Here is a 21,112-nt window from a genome sequence, read left to right as displayed (position 1 = left end):
CGAACCGGGTTCAATCCAGCCCCAGCTTCTTCAACCGGTAACGCATCGATCTGAATGACAGGCTCAGGCGCTGCGCTGCCGCAGTCCGGTTCCAGCGGGTTTCCTCCAGGGCTTGCAGGATCAGTTTGCGTTCGATGCTTTCCAGGTAATCTTCCAGGTTATCGATATCGGCCAGATTGTGGCCGTCGTGCTCCTGAGGCGTACCGGACTCGGCCAGGCGAAGGTCCGAGGCGTGGATTTCATCGTTTTCGCAAAGGGTGTAAGCACGCTCCAGCATGTTTTCCAGCTCGCGGACATTGCCGGGGAAGCGGTAGCTTTTCAGGGTTTCCAGCGCCTGAGGGTGCAGGCGTGCCGAGGCCTGGCCGCAGTTGGCCGCCAGACGCAGCAGGACACTGCCGACCAGTTGGTCGATATCTTCACGCCGCTCACGCAAGGGCGGCACTCGCAGTTCGATGACGTTCAGGCGGTAATACAAATCCTGCCGGAAGCGCCCGGCAGCGACCTCGGCGTTCAAGTCCTTGTGGGTGGCGCAGAGAATGCGCACATCCACCACTTGCTCTTGCTGACCACCGACGCTGCGGATGGATTTTTCCTGTATGGCCCGCAGTAGCTTTACCTGCATGGCCAGCGGCAAGTCAGCGACTTCATCCAGAAACAGCGTGCCGTTATTGGCCGCCTGAAACAGCCCCGGCTTGTCTTCATGGGCGCCGGTAAAGCTGCCTTTGCGATGGCCGAAGAACTCGCTTTCCATCAATTCCGACGGTATCGCCCCGCAGTTGACTGGCACGAAAGGCTTGTCGATGCGTGGCCCTTGCTCATGAATCAGCCGCGCGACCAGTTCCTTGCCGCTCCCCGATTCGCCACTGATATAGATCGGCGCCTGGCTGCGAGCCAGTTTGTCGATTTGCTTGCGCAAGGCACGCATCGGTGGGGAGTTGCCCAGCAGACGACTGTCGATGCTGCGTTCTGCCGGGGCGCCGGGCTTCAGACGCAAGGCGCTGCTGACCAGTTCACGAAGCCGGGTCAGGTCCACCGGTTTGGTCAGGAAGTCGAATGCCCCGGCCTTCAGTGCATGGATGGCCATATCCAGGCTGCCATGGGCGGTGATCATTGCCACGGGTGTCTGTGGGTAAACCTGCTGAATATGCTGCACCAGCTCCAGGCCATTGCCGTCAGGCAGGCGCATGTCGGTCAGGCACATGTCGAATGGCTCGCGGGCCAGCCACTCGCGGGCCTCGGTCACATTGCGGGCGCTGTGGGTATCGAGTTTCATGCGGCCGAGGGTGATCTCCAGGAGTTCACGAATGTCCGGCTCATCATCGACTATCAGGATCTTTTGCCGTTGGGTCATGCTCAGCTCAACTTGAACGGGTGAGCGAAAGTGATACGCATGCAGCTACCGCCTTCGTGGCGAAGGGAGTAATCCAGATGCGCCTGATTGCTTTCGCACAGTTCCCGGGAAAGGTAGAGGCCAAGGCCGGTACCTTTGCTTTCTGTGGTGAAAAAGGGCTCGAAGAGTTTGGCCAGATGCTGCTCGGATACGCCAGGGCCGTCATCGAGAACTTCCAGGGTCGGTAGGTCGTTTTCCGGATTGTGGAACAGTTTCAGCCAGACCTGCGCTATGTCATGGTTCTTGCCGCTGTACCGTAAGCCGTTGTGCAGCAGGTTGGTCAGCACCTGATTCAATTGCTCCGGGTCCATGCGCGTGGTGAGCATGCCCTGGCCGATCTCGGTATGCACATTTTGGTTGGCTGGTGCGGAACTGCGAAAGTCCGCGACGAAACTCTCCAGCCAGGTTCGCAGGTCAAGCAGTTCGGGTTCGGTTTCGCGGCGCCTGGACAGTTGCAGGACGTTCTCGATCACCACATTGATGCGTCGCGACTGATCATGAATGATCTGCCCGAGTCGTCGGTCCGGTGCTGACAGCTCTTCCGATTCATTGAGCAGTTGCGCCGCGTGGCTGACAGCGCCCAGCGGGTTGCGGATCTCATGGGCGATACCGGCTGTCAGACGACCCAATGCTGCAAGCTTCAGTTGCTGGGCCTGATGGGCAACCTGCGAGAGGTCTTCCAGAAAGATCAGCGTCTGGCGCTGGTCGCCACGGTTGAGTGCGGCAAAGCTCGGTTGCAGGATCGGGCCGATGGCTGAGGTCGATATGCTGCGCGGTGCCATGATGGGGTTGATCAGCCATTGCCGGAGGCGATCCACCAGTTGTGGCGAGTATTGATCGATGACCTGGCCGACCAGTTGCTCATGGCCCAGCAGGCTCAAGGCGCCCTGATTGGCCAGCAGCACCTGGCGGCGCGAGTCGAGCACCAGAATGCCGGTGCGCATGCGTTGCAGGATCAGGCCATTGAGTTCTTCGAGCTGGTCGACATCGGCGGCACGCTGTTCGGCCAGTACTTCGCTCACCTGCATGCGGGCGGTCAGTGCCTGTACCAGCATGGCGGCGGCAAAGCACAAGGCGCCCAGCGTACTGGCCTGCACATAATCATTTGAGGCCAGCGGGCTGATGAAGCTGATGAAGAAAGTCAGGTAAATGATGCCGATGGCGGAAACAGCAGCAATCAACAGACCAAGGCGGCCGCGCAACAGGACATTACTGATGGCGACCGAGGCAATCAGCAGATTGCCGATACCACTTGAAGTGCCGCCCGCTGCATAGAACAGCCCTGACAGCATCACCGTATCGGTCACTGCCAGGCTGAAGAGCTGTACTTTATGGCTGGGGCGCTCAAGCAGCACCACAACCAGAATGTTGAATACCAGATACAGCCAGCAGCCAGCCCGAAACAGATTCAGGTTGGCCAGTTGCAACAGTTCGGTGTCCAGGTCGCTGGAGATCAACAGCACCAGCACGATGCCAATGGTCAGTCGATAAAGGTGATACAGCCGCAGGATCCGTTGCGCTTGGGGGCTGCCGAGTGAAAGCGTCTCAGCGGTCACGAGTCGCTGGGCCTTCTAGCCTGTGCGCTTCGCTGCAAAACCATTGTTGTTCCTGGCTCAATGCACGATCACGAGGAAGATGAACGCCGCAATGGGCGCAACGCACCATGGGCGATGCCACCGCTTCTGGCGGCTCGGCACGTTTTTTCGGAGCAGGTGGGTTGAGCAGGCGCTTGACGAACCACACCGCTGCCGCGATCAACGCGACCCACATAATTATGCGAATCATGACTACCAGGCTTAATGATTGAAGAGTTCGCAGTGTAGCCAAGGAGCAGGCGGGCGGACAGAGTGTAATGGTCTTTCGCGAATTAATTGGCTCTGGCAAATGAAGGGCGCCGGCAAGCCGCCTCCGACAGACAAGGCAATTCGGTCGCAAGAAATAAAAAAGAGGCCCGCAGGCCTCTTCGTTGTCATCACCGGTTTCAGTCGAACATGCCGAATGTCATGTAGCTGAACCAGGAGCGGCTTTTGGTGCCTTTCGCTTCTTCAGCTTCTCTGGCCTGCTCATCCAGTTCTGCCTGGTTTTCCGGCAACAGTTCTTTCGGGATGGCGTCCTTGGCATCCTGATACTGCTTCTGGATGTCCTGGTTGGCGCGGGTTTCGCCCGGTGGCAGCGGGGCGCTGCCGTTGATCAGGCCCAGCGTCGCTTTCGACAGCCACGAACGGTTGTCGGCTTCGGCCTGACGAGGCGTGAACTGGCCGTCAGCCAGTTGCGGGTGGTTCGGGTAGTTGGTCTTCAGGACTTCGAGGCTGGTGGCTGCCAGCTCGTCGAGGTGCAGGCGCTGATAGGACTCGACCATCACTGCCAGACCATCGCCGACCGAAGGCGTCTCCTGGAAGTTTTCCACCACGTAACGGCCACGGTTGGCGGCGGCGACATAAGCCTGACGGGTCAGGTAGTAGTCGGCTACGTGAATTTCGTAGGCCGCCAGCAGGTTGCGCAGGTAGATCATGCGCTGCTTGGCGTCAGGCGAATAGCGGCTGTTCGGGTAGCGGCTGGTCAGTTGGGCGAACTCGTTGAACGAGTCACGTGCAGCGCCCGGGTCACGCTTGGTCTGGTCCAGCGGCAGGAAGCGCGCCAGCAGGCCGACGTCCTGGTCGAAGGAGGTCAGGCCCTTCATGTAGTACGCGTAATCGACGTTGGGGTGCTGCGGGTGCAGGCGAATGAAGCGCTCGGCAGCGGATTTGGCTGCTTCGGGCTCACTGTTCTTGTAGTTCGAGTAGATCAGTTCGAGTTGTGCCTGATCGGCATAGCGACCGAACGGATAGCGTGACTCCAGCGCCTTGAGTTTTTCGGTGGCGCTGTTGTAGCTGTTGTTGTCCAGGTCGGCCTGCGCCTGCTGGTACAGCTCCACTTCACTGAGGTTCTCGTCGATGACTTCCTTCGACGAACAGGCCGCAGTCAGTGCGAGGATGGCGATCAGCAGCAGGTGTTTCACTTGCATGGCGGCTTGCGTCCCTATAACGGCCTGCTGTCTTGGGCGGGGCCGTCCTGTTATGATGAGCGCCCCGCAAGACCCGCGGGGCAAAAGACGCCGTATTTAACCACAAGCGCGCTGCCGAAACCAAAGGCTAGCCGCCTTCTAGTCTGGCCATGTCCGAAAATATAGAACTTCGCGCAGAGGTGCCGTCCGAATTGGGCGGTCAACGCCTCGATCAAGTCGCCGCACAATTATTCGCAGAGCACTCGCGCTCGCGCCTTTCCGCCTGGATCAAGGACGGCCGTCTGACTGTGGACGGCGCTGTCCTGCGCCCGCGTGACATCGTTCACGGTGGCTCTGTCCTGCAACTGATCGCCGAGCAGGAAGCTCAGGGCGAGTGGGTTGCCCAGGATATCGAGCTGGATATCGTCTACGAAGACGACCAGATCCTGGTGATCAACAAACCTGCCGGCCTCGTGGTGCATCCTGCCGCGGGTCATGCCGACGGCACCTTGCTCAATGCCTTGCTGCATCATGTTCCCGACATTATCAACGTGCCGCGTGCTGGCATCGTGCATCGTCTGGACAAGGACACCACAGGCCTGATGGTGGTCGCCAAGACGCTCCAGGCCCAGACCCAACTGGTGACGCAGCTGCAAAGCCGCAGTGTCAGCCGCATCTATGAATGCATTGTCATCGGTGTCGTCACCGCTGGCGGCAAGATCGATGCGCCGATCGGGCGTCACGGCCAGCAGCGTCAGCGAATGGCAGTGATGGAAGGCGGCAAGCAGGCGGTCAGTCACTACCGTGTACTTGAGCGCTTCCGCTCCCACACTCACGTGCGGGTCAAGCTGGAAACCGGTCGTACTCACCAGATCCGCGTACACATGGCGCACATCAACTACCCGTTGGTGGGCGATCCTGCCTATGGCGGTCGCTTCCGTATCCCGCCAGCGGCCAGCCAGACCATGGTCGAGTCGCTGAAGACGTTCCCGCGTCAGGCGCTGCATGCCCGTTTCCTCGAGCTGGATCACCCGGTCACAGGTCAGCGCATGAGCTGGGAGTCGCCGCTGCCTGACGATTTCGTCTGGCTGCTGTCGCTGCTCAAGCAGGACCGTGAGGCGTTTGTCGGGTGAGTGACTGGCTGATTCCAGACTGGCCTGCGCCTGCGCACGTCAGATCCTGCATCACCACCCGTTCGGGCGGGGCCAGCCAGGCGCCGTTCGACAGCTTCAACCTGGGCGATCACGTGGGTGACAACCCGCAAGCGGTCGCCAGCAACCGCCAATACCTGTCGTCGCAACTGAAGGTGCAGCCTGCCTGGTTGCGTCAGGTGCACGGTGTCGCTGTGGCGCATGCCGATCCTTCTTCGGTGGCCGAAGCCGACGCAAGCTGGACTGACACGCCGGGTGTTGCCTGCACCATCATGACCGCCGATTGCCTTCCCGCGTTGTTCTGCAATCGCGAGGGCACTCGTGTCGCCGCGGCTCATGCCGGCTGGCGGGGGCTTGCAGCAGGTGTACTCGAGGCAACGGCCGACAGTTTGCGTGTTGCCCCCGAAGACATCATGGTCTGGCTCGGCCCGGCCATCGGGCAGCCTTCTTTCGAGGTCGGCCCGGAAGTCCGGGAAACCTTCATGGTGACCCATCCGCAAACGGCCGATGCCTTTATCCCAAGCTTCAACGCCGGGCGTTTCATGGCCGATATCTACGCCCTTGCGCGTTTGCGCCTTGCCGCCTATGGTGTTTTATCAGTCCATGGTGGCGGGCTGGATACCTTCACTGACGCGCGTTTCTTTTCCTACCGCCGCAGCGCCACCACTGGCCGTTTCGCCTCGCTGATCTGGATCGATCAAGCCTGATTGCAGTCCGCTTGAGCGTCAGGCTGACATGCATCAATCAAGTCAAACTTGAAACCCGCAGAATCGTCCGCATCTAACTGACTATCCAGCAGGTTTTTGTTATAGGTGTGTTCATTGCTCCGGCCTGCTCTGAAGGAAGGTGACTAATGCGTATCGATAGATTGACCAGCAAATTGCAACTGGCCTTATCAGATTCCCAATCGCTGGCCGTTGGCATGGATCATCCTGCCATTGAGCCCGCGCACTTGATGCATGCCCTGCTCGAACAGCAAGGCGGCTCCATCAAGCCTCTGTTGCTGCAGGTAGGTTTTGACATCAACAGCCTGCGCAAGGAGTTGAGTAAAGAGCTCGACCATCTGCCGAAGATCCAGAACCCTACCGGCGACGTCAACATGTCCCAGGACCTGGCGCGCCTGCTCAATCAGGCTGATCGTCTGGCGCAACAGAAGGGCGACCAGTTCATTTCCAGTGAGCTGGTGCTGCTCGCAGCCATGGACGAGAACAGCAAGCTGGGCAAGTTGTTGCTCGGTCAGGGCGTGAGCAAGAAGGCTCTCGAGAACGCCATCAATAACCTGCGCGGTGACGGCGCGATCAATGACCCCAACGTCGAGGAGTCGCGTCAGGCTCTGGACAAGTACACCGTTGACCTGACCAAGCGCGCCGAAGAAGGCAAGCTTGACCCGGTGATCGGGCGAGACGACGAGATTCGCCGGACCATTCAGGTCCTGCAACGGCGTACCAAGAACAACCCGGTGCTGATCGGCGAACCCGGCGTGGGCAAGACCGCCATCGCCGAAGGTCTGGCGCAGCGCATCATCAACGGCGAAGTGCCGGACGGCCTCAAAGGCAAGCGTCTGCTGTCCCTGGACATGGGCGCATTGATTGCCGGTGCCAAATACCGTGGGGAGTTCGAGGAGCGCCTGAAGTCGCTGCTCAATGAACTGAGCAAACAGGAAGGCCAGATCATCCTGTTTATCGACGAACTGCACACCATGGTCGGCGCCGGTAAAGGCGAGGGTTCGATGGATGCGGGCAATATGCTCAAGCCCGCTCTGGCCCGTGGCGAGCTGCATTGCGTCGGTGCGACCACGCTCAACGAGTATCGCCAATATATAGAGAAGGACGCTGCCCTTGAGCGTCGCTTCCAGAAAGTGCTGGTGGAAGAGCCCAGCGAAGAAGACACCATCGCCATTCTGCGTGGCTTGAAAGAGCGTTATGAGGTTCACCATAAAGTCGGGATTACCGACGGTGCGATCATCGCCGCTGCCAAGCTGAGCCATCGGTATATCACCGACCGCCAGTTGCCGGACAAGGCCATCGACCTGATCGACGAAGCCGCCAGCCGTATTCGCATGGAAATCGACTCCAAGCCTGAGGTGCTGGATCGTCTTGAGCGTCGCCTGATCCAGTTGAAGGTCGAATCCCAGGCCCTCAAGAAGGAAAAGGACGAAGCCGCGATCAAGCGTCTGGAGAAATTGCAGCTCGATATCGAGCGCATGGAGCGTGAATACGCTGACCTCGAAGAAGTCTGGGCTTCGGAGAAGGCCGAAGTGACGGGCTCGGCTCAGATCCAGCAGAAAATCGAGCAGTCGCGCCAGGAGCTGGAGGCGGCACGCCGTCGCGGTGACCTGAATCGCATGGCTGAATTGCAGTACGGCATCATTCCTGATCTGGAACGCAGCCTGCAAATGGTCGATCAGCACGGCAAGCCGGAAAACCAGTTGCTGCGCAGCCGTGTGACCGAGGAGGAAATTGCCGAAGTCGTTTCCAAGTGGACCGGCATTCCTGTCTCGAAAATGCTCGAAGGCGAGCGTGAGAAGCTGCTTAAGATGGAAAGCCTGCTGCACAAGCGCGTCATCGGCCAGAGCGAAGCCGTTGTGGCGGTGGCCAGTGCCGTGCGTCGTTCTCGTGCCGGGCTGTCCGATCCCAATCGTCCGAGCGGTTCGTTCATGTTCCTGGGCCCGACCGGTGTCGGCAAGACCGAGCTGTGCAAGGCGCTGGCGGAATTCCTGTTCGATACCGAAGAGGCCATGGTGCGGATCGACATGTCCGAGTTCATGGAGAAACACTCCGTCGCTCGCCTGATCGGTGCGCCACCGGGTTATGTCGGCTATGAAGAGGGCGGTTATCTGACCGAGGCGGTGCGTCGCAAGCCGTATTCGGTGATCCTGCTCGATGAGGTCGAAAAGGCCCACACCGATGTCTTCAACATCCTGCTGCAAGTGCTGGAAGATGGTCGCCTGACAGACAGCCATGGTCGTACGGTGGATTTCCGTAATACCGTGATCGTCATGACCTCCAACCTGGGCTCGGCGCAGATCCAGGAACTGGTGGGTGATCGTGAAGCCCAGCGCGCTGCGGTGATGGATGCGGTCAGCACGCATTTCCGTCCGGAGTTCATCAACCGGATCGATGAAGTGGTGATTTTCGAGCCGCTGGCCCGGGATCAGATCGCGGGCATCACGGAAATCCAGCTGGGACGTCTGCGCAGCCGTCTTGCCGAGCGCGAGCTTTCCCTGACCTTGAGTCCGGAAGCCCTCGACAAGCTGATCGCCATTGGTTACGACCCGGTGTATGGCGCACGGCCTCTCAAGCGTGCGATCCAGCGCTGGATCGAAAACCCGCTGGCTCAGTTGATTCTGTCGGGCAGCCTCGTGCCTGGCTCCAGCATCACCGGCAAGGTGGTGGATGACGAGATCGTGTTTGGCTGATCGCTTCTATATATAGCTGAACGGAAGGGCTCTCCTGGCGAGGGCCCTTTTTCATCGTGGCGACTGGCGGTGCAGGAATCGGGTTTGCAGGGAGTGCACAGGCGATCTGAAAAAAAATCGCAAATCATTGTCTTAAAAGCAATTTAGAGGGTTGACAGGTGTTTTTGAAAATGTAGAATAGCGCGCCTCAGAGACGTGAACGCAACGTTGCAAACGAAGCGGGCAAAGTCAAAGAGGTTGAATTAACGAGTTAACAGCGAGTTGATTCAAGGCAGTAAGTTGAATCTGAAGTCCGAAGTTCCGCGATAGCTCAGTTGGTAGAGCAAGTGACTGTTAATCACTGGGTCCCTGGTTCGAGTCCAGGTCGTGGAGCCAGATTTCACAAGGTTCAATGCAGTTTCAGTCGGGGTATAGCGCAGTCCGGTAGCGCGCCTGCTTTGGGAGCAGGATGTCAGGAGTTCGAATCCCCTTACCCCGACCATAATTTGGGTCGTTAGCTCAGTTGGTAGAGCAGTTGGCTTTTAACCAATTGGTCGTAGGTTCGAATCCCACACGACCCACCATTTTTGGCTTCAAAGTGATCTTTGAAGCCGAATCTTAAAGATCTGATGCCATTCGCATCAGATCGCAGGCAGCTTGTTGAGGTGTCTTGATTTCAACGGGGTATAGCGCAGTCCGGTAGCGCGCCTGCTTTGGGAGCAGGATGTCAGGAGTTCGAATCCCCTTACCCCGACCATACATCAGCGCAGAAGTAGAGTTTTTACTTCTGATGCGAATTGAAAAGTGCCTGGCCTTAGCGTAGTTGCTGAAGCTGGGCATTTTTCTTTTGTGCGCTATAAAAATCAGCGCACTGTGCAAGGAAGCATCGCCGCAGCTCATGCAAGAGGCGGCTACTTCATTTCCAGGTAAGGAATATCCATGAGTACCAGCTTATTCAAACGCCCCGAGTTTTATGCACTGATTGCCGCGATTCTGAACGGTACTATCGGTGCCTTCACCCGCGTGGGCTTTGCTCACGGGGCAACCTCCAATCAGATCGCATTCTGGAAATGCTTCGTAGCCTTTCTGGTCATTGCCCTCTATTGCGCTACCAGCCAGGTACGCAGGCGAGAAACCCTCGCGCTGGCCAACAAGTGGCCTCAATTCGCCGTGCTCGCCTTTCTGGGAATATTCTGCCTCTACTTTTTTGAGACATGGGCCTTTGAAGAGGCTTCCATACCGCTGGTAGCGTTTCTGCTTTACGCCGCGGGCGCAATGACCATCGTTCTGTCTGCCATTTTCCTGGGTGAGCGAATCGGGCTGTACAAAGTCATCGCTTTTACATCCATCCTTGCGGGGGTCTACCTGATTCTGAGCTACGAAGGCGAGATCAGCGGCAGCTACCTTGGCATCACCCTCGCGCTGCTGGGTGGCCTGGGTTATGCCTTGTTCATCTTCACTTCCAAATTGATGAACGTGGGGAGTGGATTGCCACAACTGGTCTGGCTCTTTGGTTTTGGCAGCCTTTATCTGCTGGTGCCTTTGCTCAGAGAGGGCTTTGTATTTCCAGGTGGCATTGCTCTGCTGGCTATCGCTGCACTGGTACTGCTGCCCACTATTGGCGGTTTTTACTTCACGACCAAGGCTGTAGATCAGGGCGAGGCGAGCAAGGTGCAGATCATTGAAACCAGTGATCCTCTTTTTGCCACCCTGTTTGCATTCTCTTTCTTTGGGGAATCGTTGGGGCTTGCAGGGACAATCGGTGCGCTGTGCATCATGGCTGGCCTGATATTGGCGATGAAAAAGAACACGCCTCCTGCTGTGCTCGCCGCACAATAAGCAGTTTCGCTCCTACACGGACGTGCAGTTATGCGTTGAAAACGGCGTAGGAGCGAATTCATTCGCGAAGAGTCCGGCCCCCAGATAAAAACTACCCGAAGTATTCTTATAAAAAGAAGTTATAAGGTTATTTGCGTGGAAAATAAACTCTGAAAAATTACACGCCAGTGTAATGTTTCTTTACAGAACCACGTGTAAGTCGAAGTATATTCCAGGCTGGAATAATCATGTTGAAAAATGATAGTTGCCAAATATTAGCCCGTGCTTATTATCTGCTCTACATTTTCACAAGAAATAAAACACGCCTGACGACACAATCAGATGGAGTTAAAACTCACCATTTTCAATAATGGAGGTCCACAAGATCTGGAGTTTCTCACGGGGCCACAAGTCCGGGTGAGGGTTGCGATAATTCCTCAGCGGTTTCGCTGAGGAATTATCGGCAAACAGAAGTGATTCACAGAGCTATTGGGTAATAGGGGGAGCAACTTTTACCCTGCAAAACCAGACGCCCAGTAATGAAAGGATAAACCCGGCAATCTGTATCGGCACGAGCTTATCTCCAAAAAAGGCCCAAGCCTCTAATGCCGCCAACGGCGGGGCGAGTAGTAACAGGGATGTTGTCTTGGTCATGTCCCCGTTTCGGATCAGCCAGACCAGGGACAGCGTTCCCAATCCTGATAAGACCAATACGGCCCAGGCAAGAGAAAATATAAAGTTTGCATTGACGATCAGGTGTGACTCGTCAAGGAGCACGATAAATATCAGTGCGGCAACCGATGAAAACAGGTTCTGTATGGCCATGGAGGGCAAAAGTTCAGATTTTCCGAGTGAAGTCTTTTGCAGGATGGTGCCAAACGTTATCGAGAAAACGGAAAGTATGGCAATCAGCAAGACTGAAAGCGAGTAATCAATGTGGCTGCCTGTTTGAAATGACGGGGAAAGGACAAGGGTTACGCCGGACAGTCCAATGAAGATGCCCAGCGCTTGAAGGGGCGCGATTCTTCCCTTCATAAAGGCTATCGAAATCACGACCGTCAGCAGCGGTTGCAGGGCACCCAGCAGAGCCATCAGGGCGGCGGGCAATCCTTTTGAAATGGCCCAGTAGCTTCCGCCCAGATAAAGACCGTTAATGAGCAGGCCCGCGAATATGTGCTTGTGCCACTCATTAAGGGGAGGCCATATTTTTTTCAGCAAGGCCGCTGTGAAAGTGAACAGTAAAAAGGAAAGAAAAAAACGACTGGCAAGAAAGATGTTGGGAGACGCGGAGCCAACGATCATTCTTCCAACGATAAAGCCGGTGGACCACAGTACAACGAACAGGCAGGAAATAAGCAGGACAGCATTGTTGTGAAACCTGGCTTTTAACATGTTCTTCCCTGAAGACATAAAGTGATAAAGGATTTTGAGTTTGCTTTTCGGGATTGTCAATGGCGTAGGAGGGATGAAGCCTATTAAGTAAGTGGTCCACGTATCCACGTGGCCAAACGTCTCATTAATATCGAACTCATCAGTGCATGGCAGCAATCATTTAAATGAGGTTTAAAATGGGTAGTTTTAATCTGGTCAGTTTTTTGTCTGAAGTAAAATCCGCGTATGTCAGGGAAAGCTTCATTTCTTTGGACGGGGATGATGTAACGAGAATCGTAAAAGGCTTGGGGGCCACGGACGAGGATCTTGAAGCGCTCAAGAGTGTCAGCGATAACCTGCCTCCTGATCCAACCCTGCCTTTTCGCGAATCAAGGAACGGGCGTTTTGAGCTGGACTTCGCCAACTCAAAGATCAACAGGATCGAGTTTCAACCTTTTGTTCTTTCTGCCCAGGAAGACTTTGTTCGCCATGACTCGGGGAAGGTCAGAGAGTTCAGGGGGATTGGTGATGACCTGCAATTGAACCGTGCGTTTCAAGCGCTGCTGCTTTTCAAGGCCTACATGATCAAGTACACTTCTATAAGCCCGCGGCCAAGCCTTGATTATGATTCCACCAGCCTGGTGTCCACGGTGTTCAATTTGAGAACCATCACGACACCGCAATTGCTCGGGGAGCCGGCTCTGGAAGGTGTACATGCCGATGGGGTCGACCATACGATGACGACGCTGTTGGGCAAAGAGAATATTACGGATAATAGCGCCATCACGTTTATCCATGACAACAGAGAAAAGAATGGAACCCGATGGAATGAGGCCAACCCCGAATATCGCCTGGGGCAGGCGCAGCACAAAAAATTTCTGGATACATTGCTGATCGTCGATCACAAGAGAAAGCACAGTCTTTCACCTGTTCATGCGGCCGTGAGTGATTCACGAGCCACGCGAGACATGCTGATTTTCTTTACACGGCACCCGACCAAGAAAGGGCATATTTCCAACCCGTACGACTCTTTCAACCCGCACAAAGAGATTCCGCTGTCGATTAATTATCCGGAGTTCATTGCGTAAGTACTCTGCTTGAAGGTGGTGCTCTTCCCCATTACATAATTAAATCTGCCAACCGCATCACCCTTGCCTGATTCAATGCAGCATGAGCCCCACCTGCCGTGAGATGGGGCTAGCGTGTCGGCTTTACGCCGGCAGGTCGAGGTTCGGTAATTCCAGGTGCGAGCGCAGTGTATTGCCCGTGTAAGCGGTGCGGTAAGCATTGCGTCGTTGCAGTTCAGGTATGACCAGGTCGACGAAGTCCTGCATGCCGCCTAGCAGATGTGGCCACATGACTGCATAGCCATCCACGAGCCCTGCATCGAACCAGTCCAGTAATTGGTCGGCCACTTGCTGCGGGTTGCCCACCACGACTCGATGTCCTGCCGCGCTGGCTACGCGCTCGATGACTTGTCTGAGTGTCATCTGCTCACGTTTCGCCATGTCCCGAAGTAATTCATATCGGCTTTTAATACCGGGAACGGCCGCGGGATCGAGTTCTGGAAACGGGCCGTCCAGCGGCCAGTCAGACAGGTCGACACCAATGAGTTCAAATAACAGGGCTCTACCCACCTCGGGTTCCAGCAAACGCCCCAGCTCGGCCTGTTTCTCGCGGGCCTGTTCTTCGGTCTCACCGACAATAACCAGAACACCCAGCAACAGGCGTACCCCTTCGGCCGAGCGCCCGTGGAGCTGTGCCAGTCGACGGATATCCGAGACGATTCGTTGCGCGTCCTCACGGGTCTGCGCCGCAAAGAACACGGCATCGGCAGTCTGGGCAGCGAAGCTTCTGCCGACATCCGAAGCGCCAGCCTGGAACAGCACCGGATGGCCTTGAGGTGAGCGAGGGACATTGAGCGGACCTTCAACCTTGTAGAACCGGCTTTCATGGTTGATAGGTGTCACCCGTGCAGGATCGGCGAACCGGGCGTTTTCCTTGTCACCGAGAATGGCGTTGTCCTTCCAGCTATCCCAAAGCTTGCGTACTACGGCGACAAACTCTTCAGCGCGGGCGTATCGCTCATCATGAGGTGGCAGGCCTGAGCCAAAGTTGCGCGATTCCGCCTCGCTGGCTGTCGTCACGATATTCCAGCCAACGCGCCCGCCGCTGAGATGATCCAGCCAGGCAAACGTGCGGGCAACATTGAACGGTTGTGTATGGGCTGTCGATACTGTGCCTACCAGACCAATATGCTCAGTTACCCCGGCAATCAATGCGAGCGTGCTGATGGGCTCTGCTCGAAAGGGAATACCCTTGGCTATGTTTTTAAAGCCGTCTTTATCCCGGTCCTGTGCCACCGCCAGAATGTCCGGAAAGAAGATCAGGTCGAAAAGACCTCGCTCGGCCAGTCGGGCGAAGTCTTTGTAGTAGGCGGCGCTGAGCACCTGAGCAGTGTCGGCTTTCGGATGACGCCAGGAGGCAATATGGTTACCCCCAAGAGCGCCGAATGCAGCCAGGTGCAGTTGGCGTTGAGTGGTCATGGTTTACTCCTTGTATGGGGTTTCAACTAACGGCAACTTTGGCGCTCTGGTTCTCGTGCTCCAGGGGTGAATTGCCGGCAATACGTGCGGATATCCGGTTGATGACCCACTGCAGAACATCGCTCATGACATAGTAAAAACCAGCGATAAGGGCGTAGCACTGCCACGGGGCAACCACCCGGTTATTCACCAGTACGGTTGTTCTGAAGAAGTCGGTAATGCCGAGTGGATAAAGCAGTGTGGACAGTTTGAAAACCACAATGGATATCGCGCCCAGTGCCGGGACGCAGGAGATCAGTGCCTGAGGCAATATGATGCGCAGCAATATTGTTCTGCGTGAAAGGCCGGTGATTTCTGCGGCTTCGATCTGTAGCCGTTCGACTCCCGCAATTGCACTGCGCAGGGCTTCGCAATAATAGCTTCCCCCGATCAGAGTCAGCGCCACGACTGCGGCCGTTGCCGGTGTCACCCTGAAGGGTAATACCTCGGGTGATACCAGATAGGCGGCGCTGATAATGAAAAGCGGCGGCACTGCTTGCGTGGCCACAACAATGAAGCCCCCGATAAAACCCAGCGGGCCACCGGCGAGCCGCAGACTCGCCAATAACCCGCCAAAGACCAGACCCAGCACGACACCCGTCATGGAATAAATAGCTGTCGTATAAAGCCCCTCCAGGAAAAACGGCCAGGACGAAGCCAGTTCTTTCCAGACCGGGTCGATCAGTGCCCATACACCAAAAAGGCCAAGAATGATCAGCAGCCGGTATCGGCCAATAATGGACAGGATGATTTTCATATCCTGCTCCGTAATCTTTTTTCCATGAAATAGCCAGCGGCCATTATCGGTAGCGTCAACACGGCATATGAGGCTGCTGCGGCGAGGAAGCCGCGCAAGTATTCAAAGGTTTGCGACTGCAATGTTTCCGATGCGCCGGTGAGTTCAACAACGCCAATGAGTGAGACGATCGAGGTGTTTTTAATGATTTCCGCGGTTTGTAGCACCAGCGAAGGTGCGACCAGGCGCAAGGCTTCGGGTAAGCGGATTGAAAAAGCGGTTCGCGACCATGACAAGCCGGAACTCAGGGCGGCGTCTTCATACTCGGCGGGAACCGCTCTAAGCCCTCCCGACAGGATTTCGGCGCAATACCCCACTTGATGCAATACAAGCGCGATCACCCCGCATGCCAGCGGGTTGAGTTGCAGAAGATAAAAGCACACGAAAAGTTTGACGATCAGAGGGATTTTCATCGCCAGGTCTACATACCCCCGAGCCCATGCAGACCTGGCGTGTAGCGCCAGGGCGACAGGGGCGCTGAGGAGTGCAGTTATAACCAGGCTCGTGACGGCCAAAAGCAGAGTTGTGGTAAACGCCGAGGCGAATAGAGTGCTCGCCTCATCCCAGAACGGTGTCAATTCTCGATACCTGGCTGCAGTCTGTATTGGGACCAGATAGTGAATTCAGGCGTGTAGCCAAAGTGCTTTTCGTACAGTTCGGCAAACTCACCACGGGCCCAGATTTTCTGAATGGTGTGGTTCAGGTAATTACGCCAGAGCGAGTCGTTCTGCCGCACGATGATTGCCTGTGGGTCAGTAAAGAACGCTTCGCCAATCTTGAGGCTGTCGCCATAACGTTTGGCGTAGGCCTTGGCTGAAAAACTGTTGAGCAGCACGGCATCTGTCTGGTTGGAGCGCAGGGCTTCAACGGCATCGCTGTAGTTATCAAAAAACGTTACCTGGCCGGTGGGCACAAGGTCTTTGAAGAGTTGGGCGGCGTAATTGTTCTTTGAGGTTGAAACACGTCTGGGTGGTGTGTAGGTCTTGATATCGCCACTTTCACCGGCCCGGACCAGCGGCACCACATAGTCCCAGTTATAAACGATGGTGAAATCCAGGACCTGCTCACGTTTTACGGTGGGTGTGGTTGATCCGAACATCGCATCGATGTCGCCGTTCTTGATGGAGGGAATCTGAACGGCTCCGGAAATGGGCTTGAACTCGACACTCACATTCAGCTCTTTGGCCACGGCCCTGGCAAGGTCCGGAGCGAAACCGACACTTTTACCGTCCGCGCCGATCTGCGCCATGGGCGGTGCGCTGGGATCTACGCCAATGACCAGTTTGCCGCGCTGCTTGACTTGATCCAGCACCGATACCGTTTCGGCTGCGATGGCGGGCAAAGAAAGAAAAGAAGAGATCGCGAGAATTCCTGCCCACAACAATTTTCTTTTCATAGGCTTGCTCCATATAAATATCTAGTAAGTTGTCTCGGAATAAAGTCATTCCAGCGGATTAATGCCGATCAGCTAAGGCATGCATGTCACGGACTGTGAAGCCCAGCTAGCGATGTAAGATGCTTTCGATAAAGCGAGCGGCCCGATCCGTTTGCGGACGTTTGAAAAAGTCCTCGGCAGGTTGTGTCTCCAGGTTTTTCCCGTGGTCGAAAAAGGCAACTTCATGCGCCACTTCCCTGGCAAAGGCGAGTTCATGAGTGGCCACGGCCATCGTTGTGCCGCCGCGAGCCAGGCCGCGCATGACGTCGAGCACTTCGTGGACAAGTTCCGGGTCCAGGGCAGAAGTGGGTTCATCCAGTAGCAACACGTCAGGCTCAAGTGCGAGTGCGCGGGCGATTGACGCGCGCTGGGCCTGGCCACCGGACAGCGTAGCGGGCCAGGCTGTACTTTTGTCGGTAAGGCGAACCTTACCCAGCGCTTCATAGGCTTTTTCTTCTGCATCCTGATGAGAAAGCTGCCTGACTTTGCGCAAGGCCAGCGTGATGTTTTCCATCACTCGCATAGTGGGGTAGAGCGCCGGGCGCTGGAAAACAAAGCCAATACGTCCCCGCACTTCAGGCTTGCGCAAGGCTTCACGATTGATGGGAATATCCCCAAGAAACACCGAGCCCCGAGTGGACGGTTCAAGCCCGCTCAGGATCCGTAGCAAAGTGCTTTTTCCACAACCACTGGGACCGCAAAGTGCCAGTACCTTTCCTTTTTCAAGAGAAAGGGATACACCGTCCAATACGGCTCTGTCTCCAAAAAATTTATATAATTCTTTGGCTTCAAGCATTGAGTGACTCCATGGTGGGAAGCGAGATATCCCTTGATACTGCTGGGTACGTTCAGCGTATGGAGACTTCACAATTGGTTCGGTAAACTATCAGTCGCTCAAGTACTTGGCAAAGAACAAAAAAATCTATTCTTAGAGAATGGAATAAGGGTGTTTTTGAATTGTTGTAAAAAAACTTTACATTTGTGCAGGTGCAGTCATATCTTCGCTGGGCGGGAGCGGTGAAATATTAGCCGCTTTTGAGCGAGTCAGCAGGTAGGTATTATTTTATGGTAGAAAGAGAGCGATAATCTACATGGCAGGCTATGAAGTGGGCATCAATGGAATGAAGGCATCACACCACGGCGAGTCTTGTGATTTTGATGATGAGCTGAACCTGATAGGGGACGTACTTAGCCTTGTTTGGGGCGAGTATAATTTCTCGCTCGCCCTTTATGATCACAACAGTAATATGGTTGTGTCTCGCGGTCTGGTTTACATTCCCGGTGTGCTGCCAGAAAACCTGAAAGAAAACTCAGGGGTGTTGTCCTCATCCGAAAGTCATACGCATTTGTTTTATTGGAAGATCCTTCCCGATCAGGTCGATATGTTTTTTGTCGTCTCAATAAAGAAAGACGGTCATGCCGAGGTTGATAAACACATTCTGTCAGCGGTCGGTCGTATCGGTGTCCACGTGGTTGGGCAGAATATCCTGCTCAACAAATTCTCAATATTCCTCCGGCAATCCATCCGGGAAAGAGATGCCGTCAGTGGGCTGATTGAAGATGGTTTGCTCGTTCTCGACCAGTCAGGTTTCCTGAAGTATATAAATGAAGCCGGAAAGAAAATGCTCAAGATAGACGATGCGAAACGCCAGTTTCGCGATTTGCTTGGGTTTGAGCCGATCATCGGAGATGTCTTTACGCAAAAGCGTGGCTACGTAAACAAGAAGGTTGTCATTCTACGAGGTGAAGACGAAATTCCCTTGGTGGATACGGCCATTCCCATTGCTGATGACGACGGTAGAATCGTTTCTGTTGTAAATATATTCAGAAGGTTTTCTACAGCGTCCACGCTTCCCGATCAAGGTCTGAGGGAAGAGTCAGGCATCGGGTTCGATAAATTATTGGGAGTGTCCACTCTCTTTCAGAATGCCATAGAGACTGCAAAGCAGTATGTCGGTTTGAACGAGGCTCTGTTGATCTCTGGAGAACCCGGCACCGGAAAGAGCACTTTTGCACAAGCGCTTCATGGTGTAGATGAAAGCACTCATAAAGAAATGCGGGTCATCGACTGTTCCCGATTGTCTGTCGCAGATTTCAAGGAAAAAATCCTGTGTTACGTCATGACGGACGATCAAGTCGGCAGGTGGGAGTTTCATCCTGATATTTTCCAGAACCGGACTTTGTTTATAGACGGTGTTGATGTTTTGCCCATCTCCATACAGGTGTATCTTTTTCAGGCCTTGAAAGAGCATCAACACACATCAGGGCTCAAGATTCTTATGGCAACAACCGATGCAATGGGCGTCGTACTCCATGAGCAGAGACTGCATCCCAAACTGCTCGGAGTATTGAGTCGTCATAACCTTGAGCTTCCACCTTTGCGAAAAAGGCCAAAAGATGTGGAGCTTTATACGAGCTTTTTCTGGCGTGAAGAACATGCGCAGGGTAAAAGATCAGCCATTCCCGTCCGCCTTTGCAAACTTCTGAAAAAGCAGGACTGGAAGGAAAATATTTCACAATTGAAACGGGTCGTTCGGCAGTTGGCCAATGCTCCCCGACGCTTCAAGTCCGAGGATGAATACACCAATGAGATCAATGATCTTATCAGGCAGTCCGCTGTTTCCCATCAAGCCATAAGCCCTGATTTCGATCAGCCTTTGATGCACGATGCCGAAAAACAAGCCATCTTTCTTGCACTGAAAGCCATGAACTTCAATGTCTCCAAAGCCGCTCTGGCGCTGGGAATAAGTCGCCCGACACTGTATTCAAAAATGAAAAAATACCAAATAAGCGCCTGACCCCAGGCGCTTATTGAAACTTGACGCTTACAGCTTAATGCAACTTCATCCGTGGCTCGGTCCCTTTACCAATCTTGCTCCCGAGCATCAACATCAAGGTACGGAAAGTGCCATATAGCGCCATCTGGTGCATACGGTACAGCGAGATATAGAACATCCGCGCCAGCCAGCCTTCAAGCATTACGCTGCCCATCAGATTCCCCATCAGGTTACCCACCGCCGAGAAACTCGACAGGGAAATCAGGGAGCCGTAATCCTTGTAGGTGTATTCCGGCAGTTCCTTGCCTTCGATCCGCAGGCGCAGTGATTTGACCAGCAACGAAGCCTGCTGGTGAGCGGCCTGGGCGCGAGGCGGAACGTTGCGGTCGGTGCCTTTCTGTGGGCAGGCGGCGCAGTCGCCAAAGGCGAAGATGTTTTCATCCCGGGTGGTCTGCAGAGTCGGCAGCACTTGCAACTGGTTGATGCGGTTGCTTTCCAGCCCGTCGAGTTCATGCAGGAAGGCCGGGGCCCGAATGCCTGCCGCCCAGACTTTCAGGACCGCCGGTATGACCTGGCCGCTGGCCGTGACCAGGCCTTCGGCCGTCACTTCGCTGACTGACGAGTTGGTCAGCACGGTCACGCCCAGTTTCTCCAGGGTTTTATGCACCGGTGCGCCAATGCGTTCAGGCAAGGCAGGCAGCACCCGTGGCCCGGCTTCGATCACGGTGATGCGCAGGTTTTCCGGTTTGATCTGGCCCAGTCCGTAAGACGCCAGTTCATGGGCGGCGTTGTGCAGTTCGGCGGCCAGTTCCACGCCGGTTGCGCCAGCGCCGACGATGGCCACGGTGATTTCCTGAGCGCTGTCGGCTTGTCCGGCGTGAGCGCGCAAGTAGTGGTTGAGCAGTTGCTGGTGGAAGCGTTCTGCCTGTTTGCGACTGTCCAGGAACAGGCAGTGCTCAGCTGCGCCCTTGGTGCCGAAATCATTGGTGGTACTGCCCACGGCCAGCACCAGCGAGTCGTAACCCAGGCTGCGTGCCGGCACCAGTTCTGCGCCGTTTTCGTCCAGTGTGGCGGCCAGGTGAATCTGGCGGCTTTCACGGTCCAGACCGGTCATGCGCCCGAGTTGAAACTGGAAGTTGTTCCACTTGGACTGGGCCACGTAGTTCAGTTCGTCTTCATACGAGTTGAGTGAACCGGCGGCCACTTCATGCAGCAGGGGTTTCCAGATGTGCGTCAGATTGGCGTCCACCAGCGTCACGCTGGCGGTGCCTTTCTTGCCCAGGGTTTTACCCAGACGGGTTGCCAGCTCCAGACCGCCAGCGCCTCCGCCAACGATGACAATACGATGAGTCATAAGGATTACTCGGAAGGTTTAAGGAATTCGGGGGCAGGAGCTCGATCTTCGCGAG

The 21,112-nt window shown here is 55.4% G+C and carries 17 protein-coding genes and 4 tRNA genes; 10 read left to right on the top strand and 11 right to left on the bottom strand.

Annotated features, from left to right (window positions below):
- Positions 1-10: 10 nt before the first annotated feature.
- The 4 genes from KGD89_RS21690 to KGD89_RS21675 all read right to left on the bottom strand — a co-directional run bounded on the left by KGD89_RS21690 (position 11) and on the right by KGD89_RS21675 (position 4,394).
- On the bottom strand, positions 11-1,351 hold the full coding sequence (locus KGD89_RS21690; RefSeq protein WP_025261861.1) for a sigma-54-dependent transcriptional regulator: 1,341 nt from the start codon (positions 1,349-1,351) through the stop codon (positions 11-13).
- A gap of 2 nt (positions 1,352-1,353) precedes the next feature.
- Positions 1,354-2,946: a sensor histidine kinase gene (locus tag KGD89_RS21685; RefSeq protein WP_025261860.1), complete on the bottom strand. Its 1,593-nt coding sequence runs from the start codon at positions 2,944-2,946 to the stop codon at positions 1,354-1,356.
- Entirely contained in the window at positions 2,936-3,175 is a 240-nt protein-coding gene (locus KGD89_RS21680) for a PP0621 family protein (protein ID WP_038400034.1), read from the bottom strand. The genes KGD89_RS21685 and KGD89_RS21680 overlap by 11 nt, the downstream gene beginning before the upstream one ends.
- Positions 3,176-3,371: 196 nt before the next feature.
- Entirely contained in the window at positions 3,372-4,394 is a 1,023-nt protein-coding gene (locus KGD89_RS21675) for an outer membrane protein assembly factor BamD (protein WP_025261858.1), read from the bottom strand.
- Between the two features lie 149 nt (positions 4,395-4,543).
- Here KGD89_RS21675 and rluD point away from each other — a divergent pair, with 149 nt between their 5' ends.
- The 8 genes from rluD to KGD89_RS21635 all read left to right on the top strand — a co-directional run bounded on the left by rluD (position 4,544) and on the right by KGD89_RS21635 (position 10,760).
- Positions 4,544-5,506, top strand: a complete 963-nt coding sequence (gene rluD / locus KGD89_RS21670) for a 23S rRNA pseudouridine(1911/1915/1917) synthase RluD (RefSeq protein ID WP_025261857.1) — start codon at positions 4,544-4,546, stop codon at positions 5,504-5,506.
- The gene (pgeF, locus tag KGD89_RS21665) at positions 5,503-6,231 is read left to right on the top strand and encodes a peptidoglycan editing factor PgeF (protein ID WP_025261856.1); all 729 of its coding nucleotides are present in this window, start codon (positions 5,503-5,505) and stop codon (positions 6,229-6,231) included. The genes rluD and pgeF overlap by 4 nt, the downstream gene beginning before the upstream one ends.
- 146 nt (positions 6,232-6,377) lie before the next feature.
- The gene (gene clpB / locus KGD89_RS21660; protein ID WP_025261855.1) at positions 6,378-8,942 is read left to right on the top strand and encodes an ATP-dependent chaperone ClpB; all 2,565 of its coding nucleotides are present in this window, start codon (positions 6,378-6,380) and stop codon (positions 8,940-8,942) included.
- Between the two features lie 299 nt (positions 8,943-9,241).
- Positions 9,242-9,317 (top strand) — tRNA-Asn (locus KGD89_RS21655).
- A 29-nt stretch (positions 9,318-9,346) separates the two neighbouring features.
- Positions 9,347-9,423 (top strand) — tRNA-Pro (locus KGD89_RS21650).
- A 6-nt stretch (positions 9,424-9,429) separates the two neighbouring features.
- A tRNA-Lys gene (locus tag KGD89_RS21645) sits at positions 9,430-9,505 on the top strand.
- Positions 9,506-9,601: 96 nt separating this feature from the next.
- Positions 9,602-9,678: transfer RNA gene (locus KGD89_RS21640), tRNA-Pro, on the top strand.
- A 182-nt stretch (positions 9,679-9,860) separates the two neighbouring features.
- Entirely contained in the window at positions 9,861-10,760 is a 900-nt protein-coding gene (locus KGD89_RS21635; protein ID WP_025261854.1) for a DMT family transporter, read from the top strand.
- A 465-nt stretch (positions 10,761-11,225) separates the two neighbouring features.
- On the opposite strand, the gene KGD89_RS21630 is transcribed toward KGD89_RS21635, so the two are convergent.
- On the bottom strand, positions 11,226-12,239 hold the full coding sequence (locus KGD89_RS21630; protein WP_025261853.1) for a DMT family transporter: 1,014 nt from the start codon (positions 12,237-12,239) through the stop codon (positions 11,226-11,228).
- A 68-nt stretch (positions 12,240-12,307) separates the two neighbouring features.
- Here KGD89_RS21630 and KGD89_RS21625 point away from each other — a divergent pair, with 68 nt between their 5' ends.
- Entirely contained in the window at positions 12,308-13,198 is an 891-nt protein-coding gene (locus tag KGD89_RS21625; RefSeq protein WP_117148152.1) for a 2OG-Fe dioxygenase family protein, read from the top strand.
- A gap of 123 nt (positions 13,199-13,321) precedes the next feature.
- Here KGD89_RS21625 and KGD89_RS21620 read toward each other — a convergent pair whose 3' ends face one another.
- From KGD89_RS21620 to KGD89_RS21600, 5 genes are all read right to left on the bottom strand, one after another.
- The gene (locus KGD89_RS21620; protein ID WP_025261851.1) at positions 13,322-14,656 is read right to left on the bottom strand and encodes an LLM class flavin-dependent oxidoreductase; all 1,335 of its coding nucleotides are present in this window, start codon (positions 14,654-14,656) and stop codon (positions 13,322-13,324) included.
- A gap of 22 nt (positions 14,657-14,678) precedes the next feature.
- Positions 14,679-15,452 carry an ABC transporter permease subunit gene (locus tag KGD89_RS21615; RefSeq protein ID WP_025261850.1) on the bottom strand — a complete coding sequence of 258 codons (774 nt, stop codon included), beginning with the start codon at positions 15,450-15,452 and terminating at the stop codon, positions 14,679-14,681.
- Positions 15,449-15,904: an ABC transporter permease subunit gene (locus KGD89_RS21610; RefSeq protein ID WP_143008683.1), complete on the bottom strand. Its 456-nt coding sequence runs from the start codon at positions 15,902-15,904 to the stop codon at positions 15,449-15,451. The genes KGD89_RS21615 and KGD89_RS21610 overlap by 4 nt, the downstream gene beginning before the upstream one ends.
- Positions 15,905-16,065: 161 nt before the next feature.
- The gene (locus KGD89_RS21605; protein ID WP_081741954.1) at positions 16,066-16,887 is read right to left on the bottom strand and encodes a substrate-binding periplasmic protein; all 822 of its coding nucleotides are present in this window, start codon (positions 16,885-16,887) and stop codon (positions 16,066-16,068) included.
- A gap of 106 nt (positions 16,888-16,993) precedes the next feature.
- Entirely contained in the window at positions 16,994-17,722 is a 729-nt protein-coding gene (locus tag KGD89_RS21600; protein WP_025261847.1) for an amino acid ABC transporter ATP-binding protein, read from the bottom strand.
- Positions 17,723-18,017: 295 nt separating this feature from the next.
- Here KGD89_RS21600 and KGD89_RS21595 point away from each other — a divergent pair, with 295 nt between their 5' ends.
- A complete protein-coding gene (locus KGD89_RS21595) occupies positions 18,018-19,724 on the top strand; it encodes a sigma-54-dependent Fis family transcriptional regulator (RefSeq protein WP_025261846.1) in 1,707 nt (568 codons plus the stop codon).
- A 34-nt stretch (positions 19,725-19,758) separates the two neighbouring features.
- On the opposite strand, the gene KGD89_RS21590 is transcribed toward KGD89_RS21595, so the two are convergent.
- Entirely contained in the window at positions 19,759-21,057 is a 1,299-nt protein-coding gene (locus KGD89_RS21590) for an NAD(P)/FAD-dependent oxidoreductase (protein WP_025261845.1), read from the bottom strand.
- Positions 21,058-21,112 lie beyond the last annotated feature (55 nt).

Source organism: Pseudomonas cichorii (genome assembly GCF_018343775.1).
Taxonomy (GTDB): Bacteria; Pseudomonadota; Gammaproteobacteria; order Pseudomonadales; family Pseudomonadaceae; genus Aquipseudomonas; species Aquipseudomonas cichorii.
This window is presented reverse-complemented; position numbering and strand designations above follow the sequence as displayed.